This window comes from Pseudomonas sp. AL03, from assembly GCF_029960815.1.
Lineage (GTDB): Bacteria > Pseudomonadota > Gammaproteobacteria > Pseudomonadales > Pseudomonadaceae > Aquipseudomonas.
In genome coordinates this window covers 153,106-163,956 of the sequence record NZ_JASBRE010000012.1, presented here as the reverse complement: position 1 = coordinate 163,956, position 10,851 = coordinate 153,106, and the positions used below count along the sequence as shown (strand labels likewise).

At 59.3% G+C, this 10,851-nt stretch carries 9 protein-coding genes and 1 pseudogene; all 10 read right to left on the bottom strand.

Translation table 11 applies throughout. From position 1 onward, the window contains the following. The coding region (locus QK293_RS14345) for a twin-arginine translocation signal domain-containing protein (protein ID WP_282377914.1) at positions 1 to 179 on the bottom strand (179 nt) is incomplete at its 3' end. A 56-nt stretch (positions 180 to 235) separates the two neighbouring features. After that, the gene (locus QK293_RS14340) at positions 236 to 2,416 is read right to left on the bottom strand and encodes a NosR/NirI family protein (RefSeq protein ID WP_282377909.1); all 2,181 of its coding nucleotides are present in this window, start codon (positions 2,414 to 2,416) and stop codon (positions 236 to 238) included. Positions 2,417 to 2,520: 104 nt separating this feature from the next. After that, positions 2,521 to 3,909, bottom strand: coding sequence for an oxygen-independent coproporphyrinogen III oxidase (gene hemN / locus QK293_RS14335; RefSeq protein WP_282377908.1), 1,389 nt, complete (start codon positions 3,907 to 3,909; stop codon positions 2,521 to 2,523). 22 nt (positions 3,910 to 3,931) lie between these two features. Further along, positions 3,932 to 5,278 (bottom strand): coproporphyrinogen III oxidase, encoded by a 1,347-nt coding sequence (locus tag QK293_RS14330; protein ID WP_282377907.1) that lies wholly within the window; start codon positions 5,276 to 5,278, stop codon positions 3,932 to 3,934. Positions 5,279 to 5,396: 118 nt separating this feature from the next. After that, positions 5,397 to 5,840 carry a hypothetical protein gene (locus QK293_RS14325; protein ID WP_282377906.1) on the bottom strand — a complete coding sequence of 148 codons (444 nt, stop codon included), beginning with the start codon at positions 5,838 to 5,840 and terminating at the stop codon, positions 5,397 to 5,399. Between the two features lie 396 nt (positions 5,841 to 6,236). Further along, entirely contained in the window at positions 6,237 to 6,677 is a 441-nt protein-coding gene (locus tag QK293_RS14320) for a CBS domain-containing protein (protein ID WP_129444742.1), read from the bottom strand. Between the two features lie 40 nt (positions 6,678 to 6,717). Continuing rightward, positions 6,718 to 7,095 (bottom strand): nitrite reductase small subunit NirD, encoded by a 378-nt coding sequence (nirD, locus tag QK293_RS14315; RefSeq protein ID WP_282377903.1) that lies wholly within the window; start codon positions 7,093 to 7,095, stop codon positions 6,718 to 6,720. Then, positions 7,095 to 9,656 (bottom strand): nitrite reductase large subunit NirB, encoded by a 2,562-nt coding sequence (nirB, locus tag QK293_RS14310; protein WP_282377902.1) that lies wholly within the window; start codon positions 9,654 to 9,656, stop codon positions 7,095 to 7,097. The genes nirD and nirB overlap by 1 nt, the downstream gene beginning before the upstream one ends. 94 nt (positions 9,657 to 9,750) lie before the next feature. Then, complete coding sequence (locus QK293_RS14305; RefSeq protein WP_282377901.1) at positions 9,751 to 9,891, bottom strand: hypothetical protein; 141 nt, start codon at positions 9,889 to 9,891, stop codon at positions 9,751 to 9,753. A gap of 165 nt (positions 9,892 to 10,056) precedes the next feature. Beyond that, positions 10,057 to 10,839 (bottom strand): annotated as a pseudogene (locus QK293_RS14300) (RNA 3'-terminal phosphate cyclase); the annotation flags it as partial. Positions 10,840 to 10,851: the final 12 nt, after the last annotated feature.

Sequence of the window (10,851 nt, the reverse complement as noted above, 5' to 3'; positions counted from 1 at the left end):
TTCAGTTGCGCGTCCTTGGCCGCTGCCGCCCATGTCTCACGGGTGAAGACCGCGCCACCGATGGCCGTGGCACCAGCCAGTACCGCGCCGGTCACCGCGCTGGTGCCCAGGAAGCCGCGACGACTGAGGCCGGTCGACTCCGGCACTTCAGTGGTTTTTTTGGATTCTGTGTCGTTCATGAGGTGTGTTCCTTGAAGGGATAAAAACGGTCGCTGCGCACAGGCGCTCGCGGGGTTCATTCCAGAGCGGTGACTTCCACGACAGGTATCAGTTGCACCGCGGCGGGTGCCGGTTTGCCGCGCTTCTTGCGTTTGTTGATCAGCGGCGGACATTTGTTCTCGTTCTGGTAAGTCATCTGGCAATCGAGGCAGTAGTGGCACTCGTTGGCATTGATCCGGCCATCGGGATGAATCGCCTGGATCTCGCATTCCTTGGCGCACAGTTGGCAGGGCGTGCCGCAATCCTTGCGGCGTTTGAGCCAGTCGAACAGGCGCAACTTGGTCGGAATCGCCAGCGCCGCGCCCAAGGGGCAGATGTAGCGGCAATAAACTTTGCGCGTGAAGATATTGATGACCAGCAGCGCCACCGCATAGGCCACGAACCACCACTGGCGGTCGAACCTGAGGGTGATAGCGGTCTTGAACGGTTCCACCTCGGCGAACAGCTCGGCGGTGGACATCGACTCCAGGGAGATACCGAACAGCAGCAGCAAAATGATGTACTTGATCGCCCACAGCCGTTCATGGACCGCGAACGGCAGTTCGTACTGGGGGATTTTCAGCTTGCGCGCGGCTTCGTTGATCAACTCTTGCAAAGCGCCGAATGGGCACAGCCAGCCGCAGAACACGCCACGGCCCCACAGCAAAATGCTGGCGGCGGCGAAGACCCAGAGCATGAAGATCAGCGGATCGGTGAGAAACAACTCCCAGCGAAAGTGCTCGAACAGCGCATGCACAAACGTCAGGACGTTGACTACCGACAGCTGCCCCAGCGCATACCAGCCGAGAAACACCACGGTAAAGATCAGGTAACCCCGACGCAGCCAGTGCAGAAAATGTGGCCGGCGAGTGAATGTGTCCTGCAAAAACAGGATCGCCGTCAGCAGTAGCAACGCGGTCCCGAGTACGGCGATCTGGAAGTGTTTCTGGTACCAGAGGGTCAACCACATCGGCCGACTGGCTTCCTCGAGGGCGGCCAGTTCTTCGGCGCTGGGCAGTGGCCGTTCAAGGTACGGCTCGGGCAGTTGATAAGGCAATTCGAAGCTGCTGAAGGTGCCACTGACCGGACCGGTCTGGCGACGCACCAGCAGTTCCAGGGACCAGGGCGATCCCGGATCGAACCGGACCGGTTCGCGCACAATGAAAATCGACATCTCAGTGAACTCGGGCATACCTTTGGCAAACACATCCGAGAGCCGCTGGTGGTCCATGTCGCGAAAACTGATGACGTTGCCGAACTGACGCAGTTGCACCCGATCGAAAATACCGCCGCGCACATACCCCGAGCCTTTATAGGAAAACAGCCCACGACCCAGCACTGCGATGGCCTGCTCGCCAGGCTTGAGGTCTTGCATGAGGAAGCGATATTGATTGTCGCCCAACAGCGCGCGGCCAATGGTCGGCGGGTTCAAGTCGGCGGTGTACAGCTCGATAAAGGTCTCATCAACCTGATCGGCGCTGGCGTTGTCGACGCCTTCGGCTTCGGTGCCCTTGAAGGCGGTGTCGACCTGGCCACGGGTCAGGTTCAACCGGCGGATAGCGCCATTGCCGGTCAGTTGTTCCCAGGTCGCGGGCTCGAAAAAGTCCTGGCGCACGGTGGCGGGCTTGCGCGCCACAGCGCCCGTGTCCTCGACCAGCTTGAGCGATACGGCCACCTCATGGGCGGCGCGCATGATGACCTCGTTGACCACCATCGCCGTAACGGTGGCCCCTGCAATCGCATCGACGGTGACCGCGTTCGGGTCACTGGAATGGCCGACGACGACCCGCTGACTGACCTTGATGCCTTTGTATTTGGCGCTGAAGCCGTGAAGTTTTGCCTCAGGGATGCCAATCAGCAAAATCGGCTCGTGGTGCTCCAGCACATAGGCATCCTGAATCATGCCGGCGGTGTCGAGGATCACCTGGGTGTTGATCGGTTTGCCCGAGTAGGCCGGAATATCCACCACGTCCAGGCTCTGGAACACATAGCCGAGCACCTTGCCGGCGGCGGACAGCGTGCGCACCTTGAACGGGCCTTCGGGGGCGGAAACCGAGTCAGTCTGAGGGAAGGTTTTTTCGATGCGCTGCTGCTCGATGTCACCGTATTGCTTGGCCTGAACGACCTCAAAGGTGGCGAGCATCAGCATCAGCAGAACCACCAGCCCGACGCCCCAGACGCGCAGGTTGCCGTGTATCGAAGGCTGATGGATTGTCATGGGCTCGCTGATTTCAAAAGGGCTTGCGGTCATGTTAGGGAGCGTTGCGCCCCCGGCCCTTGATTGAAATCAACAAAAGTCATTAGAGGACACGCTCCAATGTCTCAGACGGTGCGGGAAAACTGCCCTTTTTGTTCACCACCCAGATAGGCGTCAAACGCCATCGCGGCACTGCGCATCATCAAATGCCCTTGTGGCAACAGCACCAATTCGTCGCGATGAATCTGCAGCAATCCATCGCGCACGTGCTCGTCCAGCTGCGCCAGCGCCTCGGCAAAATACTCGGTGAAGCGAATGCCATGACGCACTTCATACTTGTCGAACTCGATACGGCCATGGCACATCAGGTCGCTGATCACCTCGCGGCGCAGCAGGTCGTCAGCATTCAAGCGGTAACCCCGATGCACCGGCAACATCCCTTGATCGATACGGCTGTAATACTGCGAAAGCTCCTTGACGCTCTGGCTATAGCTGTCGCCGACCTTGCCGATCGACGACACCCCAAGGCCGATCAAATCGCAGTCGGCATGGGTGGAGTAGCCCTGAAAATTGCGCTGCAGGGTGCCATTGGCCCGGGCCAGCGCCAGCTCGTCATCCGGCAAGGCGAAGTGATCCATGCCGATATAGACGTAACCGGCCTCGGTCAGTCGGCGAATGGTCAGCTCGAGCAGTTCCAGCTTGCGCTCCGGTGGCGGCATGTCGGCGGGTCGAATCAGCCGCTGCGCGCGCACCAGCTCCGGCAAATGCGCGTAGCTGTAGGCGGCAATCCGGTCCGGGCGCAGCGCGATGATCTTGCTGAGGGTGACGTCGAAACTCTGCACGGTTTGCAGTGGCAGACCGTAGATAAGGTCGACGCTGATCGACTTGAATTGCGCCTCGCGCGCCGCCGCCACCAGCCGATAAATCTGCTCTTCACTTTGCTGGCGATTGACCGCTGCCTGCACGTCGGGGTCGAAATCCTGCACGCCAAAGCTCAGGCGATTGAAGCCCAGTTGGCGCAACGACTGGATCTGTTCGGTACTGATGGTGCGCGGGTCGACCTCGATGGAAAACTCATGGTCATCGCTGTCATCCATGTTGAACGCCTGGTGCAGGCAGTCCATCAGGTCCGCCAGCTGTTCGCTGGTCAAATAGGTCGGTGTGCCGCCACCCAGGTGCAACTGAGTGAGTTTGCGCGTGTTGTCGAACAAGGCCGCCTGCATCGCGATTTCGCGCTTGAGATACTTCAGGTACTCAACGGCGCGATGGGTTTTCTGGGTAATGATTTTGTTGCAGGCGCAGTAGTAACAAAGGCTTTTGCAGAACGGAATGTGGATGTACACCGACAGCGGTTTTGGCGCGGCCACCTGATTGCTGTCGCGGGCGGCACGCTGATAGTCGTCGACGGCAAACGCCTGATGAAACTGCGGCGCCGTGGGGTAAGAGGTATAGCGCGGCCCGGGGCGGTCATACTTTTCGACCAGGGTTCGATTGAAATCGAATGAAGGTTTCATGATCAATCAACTCGCAGGTGGGTTAATGCCTTGCACCGGCCAAATCCTTTTCGAACAGGCTGCAGATGGCATCCACTTCCGGCCGACCGGCGGGAAGAATGCTGATGAAACGGTCTGACAACTCAATCAACCCATCCCGGCTCAATTGCTCCAGCAACGGCCAGACAGCGCAGAAGTACTTTGAAAAAACCAGCCCATAGCGCCTCTCGATGGCGCGGATATCCAGTTCCTGATCACAGGCCAGACGCTCCATGACCATTTGCCTGATCTGATCCCCTGCCTCGAAGCGCCAGCCTCGACACGTCGGCAATTGTCTTATGTCCAGCTGCTGCTGATAACGTTCAATCTCATCGGTGTTTTGCGTGTACAAATCGTCGATCTGGCTGATGGCACCCAAACCGAATCCGACATGATCGCAATAGCCGTGACGGGAGAAACCCTCACAGGTACGGCGTAACCGGCCTCGCTCCTGGGCGACCGCCAGATCATCATCAGGCCGGACAAACTGCCCCAGACCAATGTAGTGATAACCCGCGCACATCAGTTGCTCAAAGCAGATCTGGCGCATCGCGCCTTTATCGTCCTGGCTGCACAGCTCTCTGATGTTGTCACCGAGTACCGGCCGATAGCGGCGTGGTGGCCGGGCATAGTCGAACACCAACAGCCTGTCCGGCTCCAGCTCGATAATGGTCGCCAGTTTCAGCGCAAAACTGCCGGGTGTCTGCCAGGCATGGCCAAAACCCAGATCGACGTTGATTGATCGAAAGCCAAAGGTGCGCGCGGCATCCATGAGCGAGTGGATCGGTGCCGGGTTCTGGTAGCAGGCCACCGACATATCACAGTCGGAGTCGATGTCCGGAACGCCAATGCTCACATGATTGAACCCCTGGTCGCGCAGCAAGCCCATGGTTGACCAGTCGGTATGGTGAAGGTCCACCTCGACGCTGTAGTCGCCGCACTCATGTTCAAGAAAGTTGAACCGGCCACGCAGATGATTCATCAGCCGCTCCAAATGCGCAGCCATGGGCGTTCCGCCCCCCAAATGAAACTGCTCGATCCGTTGCTCCGCACCCAGGTGACAACCGACGAGGTCGATTTCACGCTCCAGGCGCTGAAGGTACTGCTCGATACCGCTGTGCTCGCCGGCGATATCGCGCGGGGCACAGGAAGACGGCTTGAGGCTGGAAGGCAGCTGCACGTTCAGGGACAGCGGATGGCACTTCTGGCGGCTGACGCGCAGTGCACGAAGCAGATCCAGAGAGCCAATACCGTCATGAAATTTTTGCGTGTCGGCATGACAGTTGGGGTCAAGCACGCCTTGATCGCACCGAGCGATCAACTCGCCGGGGTTGTGAAATAAATCGGGCATGACGGTCTCCGAGAGACTGGCTGCGGATTTTCAGTCTGCGGGGCTGACCATCAATGCGCCTTGATTTGCATCAAGCGCAAGCGAAGTGTCTGCACAACGGACCACCGGTCAGCCCCGATTACCACGTCAAGTAAAACATTCCCTTGGCCAGCAGCACGATAACGACCATGTGGCAAAACAGGCTGCCATGGATGAAGTGCAGGTAGCGCGGGCTCATTCGGCCGCTTTTGAACAAAAACATAGCGCCCAGAAAATGCAGCAGCACACTCACGGCCACTGCGATTTTCAACGCCAGCAATGTGCCGAACGATGAGGCCAATGGTGAGGCAAGGGCTGGCAAGTAACGCAACCAGACCATGCCCAGTCCCGCACCGAACAACACCAGCAGCACCCACGGCATCAGCGAGCGGGCTCGGCGGCCGATGCCCTGCTCGACCAGTAGCATCACTTTGCCGGGTAACTGTTTGCGGATGCTTTCCAGGAACAGGACTTCGAAGAACACCGTGCCGATGAAGATCAGCGCGGCAAACAGATGCAAGGTCAGAATCAGCGGATAGATCATGGAGTTTTCGCCTTGAGTCAAGGCAACCCGCGCTACGGCGAACATTGGGGTGAGCGCACTGGCTGTCGGTCTCTGGAGACTACAGAGCCCGCCGATCCATGCGGTTGACACCGATCAAGAAAGCCGCAAAACCCCCAAGCTTGGTGTTTCCAGGCACACACATGCGTAGCGAGGGGGCGGTGGATCAAGAGCGGCCGACCTGTGCTTTGTTGATCGTGTGCATATCCGTTTATGTGGTAATGGCCGCTATTGGTTTCGCTTTTACAGCGAGTTACTTGGCGCTTTTCCAAGTGACCCGCCGTAAGGGCGGAACCCTAAGCCGCCGTTACCGCAGAAACGGATATGTACCCCAACCTTAAGTGAACAGCATTACCACTCACCGAGGCGCCGACCTGTTCAGTGCCCGCGAATGTAATGCTCCAGCTGCCGAATCAGATCAGCCTGTTCGACGATGGCTTCCTTGACCAGATCCCCAATCGATAACAGACCAATCAGTTCGCCACCGTCCACCACCGGCAGGTGACGCAGATGGCTGTCGGTCATCACTGCCATGCAACGCTCGATACTCTGCTGACTGTCGGCGGTCACCACGGGCGCGCTCATGATGTCGCGCACCGGCGTACCGACCGAGGAACGCCCCTGCAGAACGACCTTGCGCGCATAGTCGCGCTCGCTGATCACGCCGACCACCTGCCCGGCCTCGATCACCGGAAGCGCGCCCACGTTCTTTTCGGCCATGATCCTCAGAGCTTCAAGCACCATCTCATCGGGCGCGATGCTATGCACCTGGCGGTTTTGCACGACCTTGAGTTTCAGCAATTGTGCGGCTGTTTTCATAAATGCCTCCGATGCGGATACGCGATGCTGTTGAACAGGCTCAAGCCACCCCGACTTCCACCACGCCGCTGTTCAACCGCACGGGCCAGACACGCAGACGCTGTTGCGGGTACTCCAGGCAGCTACCGTCCTCAAGACGGAAATGCTGTTTGTAAATCGGCGATGCAACGACCAGATCACCCTTGATGCTGCCGACCAAACCGCGACCGATGACATTCGCACCGGATTGCGGGTCATGGTTATCGATGGCGTAGAGGGTCCGACCCTCGGCATCCGGCAGGTAGAACAGCGCCACTTGCGCGCCGTCAAGCCAGACGACGACGCCGGAGTTGCTGACCAGATCCTGTTGGTCACACACCGTTTGCCAGGCATCGGTGTTTTCCAGGGAATCGATGCGTTGGGTATTGGACTGGCTCATCAGGCAATCTCCTCGGTGACGGGGATAAGGTTGAGTTCGGCGGCCATGATTGGGCGCCGCTGGCCACGTTCCTGGACAAAGTGGATGTCCGGATCCGGGCGTTTATCGTTGACGAAGGTACGGAAGCGCTTGAGTTTTTCCGGGTCTTTGAGGGCGTTGGCCCACTCGCACTCATAGCGGTTGACCACCAACTGCATCTGCGACTCGAGCTCTTCACCCAGCCCGAGGCTGTCGTTGATGACCACTTCTTTGAGGTAATCGAGGCCGCCCTCCAGGCTTTCGCGCCAGACCGATGTACGCTGCAATTTGTCGGCGGTGCGGATGTAGAACATCAGGAAGCGGTCGATGTAGCGAATCAGGGTTTCATCGTCGAGGTCGGTAGCGAACAGCTCGGCATGGCGCGGTCGCATGCCGCCGTTGCCGGCGATGTAAAGGTTCCAGCCCTTCTCGGTGGCGATCACGCCCACGTCTTTGCTCTGTGCTTCGGCGCACTCGCGGGTGCAACCGGACACCGCGAACTTGAGTTTGTGCGGCGAGCGCAGGCCTTTGTAGCGTTCCTCGATGGTCAGGGCCATTTGCACGCTGTCCTGCACGCCATAACGGCACCAGGTACTGCCGACACAGGACTTCACCGTGCGGGTGGATTTACCGTAGGCGTGCCCGGTTTCAAAACCGGCTTCGATCAGCTCGGCCCAGATGTCCGGCAATTCATGCAACTGCGCGCCAAACAGGTCGATACGCTGGCCGCCGGTGATTTTGGTGTAGAGGTCGTATTTCTTCGCCACCACACCGATCGCAATCAGTTTGTCGGCGGTGATCTCGCCACCGGGGATGCGTGGCACCACCGAATAGGTGCCGTTTTTCTGCATGTTGGCCATGAAGGTGTCGTTGGTATCCTGCAGCGGCACCAGCGACGCGTCCATGATCGGCTGATTCCAGCACGACGCGAGGATCGAGCCCACCGCCGGCTTGCAGACGTCGCAACCGGTGTGGCCACGGCCATGCTTGGCCAGCAGCTCTTCGAAGGTGATCACCCCCTCTACCCGCACCAGCGCATAGAGCTCCTGACGGGTATAGGCAAAGTGTTCGCACAGGCTTTTGTCGACGCTGACGCCACGGGCAATCAACTCATGCTCGAAGACCTGTTTGAGCAGCCCGGCACAACCACCGCAACCGGTGCAGGCTTTGGTCTGCGATTTGAGCAGGCCGAGGTCAGTGCAGCCACCGTCAATGGCCGAACAAATGGAACCCTTGGTGACGTTGTGGCACGAGCAGACGGTTGCCGACTCGGGCAAGGCGCCCGGGCCCAGGGTCGGCGCGCCTTCGGACGACGGCAGAATCAGGCTGGCGGGTTCCGCCGGCAGCGCAATCGCGTTCTGCATGTATTGCAGCAGCGTGTCGTAATAGCTGTTGTCACCCACCAGCACCGCGCCGAGTACGTGCTTGCCCGTGGCATCCACCACCAGGCGTCGATAGCTCGCCGTGGTTTCGTCGATGAACTGATAACTGCGCGCGCCCGGCGTGCTGCCGTGCGCGTCACCGATGGAACCGACATCGACGCCCAGCAGCTTGAGCTTGGTCGACATGTCCGAGCCCATGAACGGCTCGGCCGTCTCGTTGCACAACAGTGCAGCGACGCCGCGCGCCATCTGGTAACCGGGTGCAACCAGACCAAAAATGCTGCCATTCCAGGCGGCACACTCGCCGATGGCATAGATGTTCGGATCGCTGCTCAGGCATTGGTCGTCAATCACGACGCCGCCGCGCGGGCCGACTTCCAGCGAGCATTGACGGGCCAGTGCGTCTTGCGCACGGATACCGGCGGAGAACACGATCAGGTCGGTTTCAAGAAATTCGTCATTGGCGAAATTCATCCGGTAGCGGTATTCCTCGCCTGCGCTGATCGATTGCGTTCCGCGCGACAGGTGTACACCGACGCCGAGCCGTTCGATCTGCGCCTTGAGCGCCAGGCCACCGTACTCGTCCAGCTGCACCGGCATCAGGCGCGGGGCGAATTCCACCACATGAGCTTCCAGCCCCAGGGTTTTCAGGGCGTTGGCGGCTTCCAGGCCCAGCAAGCCACCGCCGACCACCACACCGCGTCGGGCATTGGTCGCCGCGGCACGGATGGCGTCGAGGTCTTCAAGGGTGCGATACACCAGGCGCGAATCGCCTTCGGCGCCGTCGATTGGCGGCACAAACGGATAGGACCCGGTGGCCAGCACCAATTTGTCGAATGGGACACACCCTTGCGCGGTGATCACTTGGCGACGGACGCGGTCGATTTCCAATACCGGCACACCCAAATGCAGGGTGACGCCCGGGGTCTGGTACAGCGAGGCTGCACCGAGGGCCAGCGACTCGGCATCGCGACCGGAGAAGTACTCGGACAGGTGCACGCGGTCGTAGGCACGCATCGGCTCCTCGCTGAAGACGTGCAGCTGATAGTGATCAAGGGCACCGCGTTCGATCAGCTGTTCGACACAATGATGTCCGACCATGCCATTGCCGATCACGATCAGCGATTGCAGCTTGTTCAAAGTGGCAACATTGGAATTCATAAGAGACACCCGTCTATAGCTGTTCAAAAAGCAAAAAAAACGCCTGAAACCTTGCGGTTCCAGGCGTCTTTGCCTGTTCATTTACGGTGCTAAGTCAGGCATCTATGCCGGATCCACCGATGTTGCCCACGACCTGTTCGGCCAATCGATCGTCGTTGACCGAGGGGGCTGCCCACTCGACTGCGTTCACAGTGGGCCTGAACAGTGTCTTGCAGACTTTGTGCCAGTCTGCCATTGGCAGTCCTTGCGCCAGTAAACGTTGACCACGGGGGCCCATGAATGCCCGATATTTGCCTTCGCATAGTGCAGAGGCGTGTTGCGCGGCCTTATAAAAGTGCACGAAGGCTAAATACAGCGCAGGAAGCTCGAAGGCCTCGTGATCGAATCTGAATAAAGTGGATCATGGCGTAGAGCGCTTGCACTCAAGCCTGATCCTGTTTGCCCCCTCTTCCTGGCAATCGATTGTCATTGGCAGGAAGCGTTCAATCACCGCGATATTGCTTTGCAGATGCTCAGTCATTCGCGGTGTGGTAAAGCTTCCGCCTCCCGCCAGCGCCATGGGCAACAGCAATTGATCGGCAAGGTGTTCGGCCACGGCTGCCTCGCTGTTCAGCCAGGCCGCCGCCTGATTGATTGCGCCATCGGCGACCTGTTCTGCACGAAGGGCCGCCTGACCGAATGCGCTGAACATTTCAGTGACGTGTTCAAAAGCATATTCCAGCAGCAGGACGTTACCGGGGCCACGGTCCTGATCGAGGGCGACACACTGCAATTCGTCCTGCGCCATCTCCAACCGTTTGGCCACCTGACTCAATTCACGCTCGGCCACATTGGGCGCAATGCCCACGATCAGCGCACAAGCGCGTTTCGAGAGCAAGGCACCACGCTCCAGCAGGTGCAACGGAGTCAGGGTCGACGGCTGAATAAACGCCTCGATCTCGCCGCCCCCGGCCGGCACAAACCCATGGCGCACCAGCTGCAATTCAACCTTCGCGCCCATGCGCCGCAGTTGGGGCAACCAGGCCAGTTGCAGAAAGTCAGTGGGCGGCGCCATCGAATTATGAGTACCACCCGAAATCCGCACGCGACTGGCTTCAGGTGCCAACAGCAAGGCAGGCAACAGCGTCTGTAACACCAGCGTGCAGCTTCCAGCGGTGCCAATAGCAAAGCTGAACTCCCCGCCGGCTTGAGGAGC

Coding starts and splice junctions, on each gene's coding strand:
- QK293_RS14305 (WP_282377901.1), bottom strand. CDS start 9,891: ATGGCAGACTGGCACAAAGTCTGCAAGACACTGTTCAGGCCCACTGTG.
- QK293_RS14330 (WP_282377907.1), bottom strand. CDS start 5,278: ATGCCCGATTTATTTCACAACCCCGGCGAGTTGATCGCTCGGTGCGAT.
- QK293_RS14340 (WP_282377909.1), bottom strand. CDS start 2,416: ATGACAATCCATCAGCCTTCGATACACGGCAACCTGCGCGTCTGGGGC.
- nirB (WP_282377902.1), bottom strand. CDS start 9,656: ATGAATTCCAATGTTGCCACTTTGAACAAGCTGCAATCGCTGATCGTG.
- hemN (WP_282377908.1), bottom strand. CDS start 3,909: ATGAAACCTTCATTCGATTTCAATCGAACCCTGGTCGAAAAGTATGAC.
- nirD (WP_282377903.1), bottom strand. CDS start 7,095: ATGAGCCAGTCCAATACCCAACGCATCGATTCCCTGGAAAACACCGAT.
- QK293_RS14325 (WP_282377906.1), bottom strand. CDS start 5,840: ATGATCTATCCGCTGATTCTGACCTTGCATCTGTTTGCCGCGCTGATC.
- QK293_RS14320 (WP_129444742.1), bottom strand. CDS start 6,677: ATGAAAACAGCCGCACAATTGCTGAAACTCAAGGTCGTGCAAAACCGC.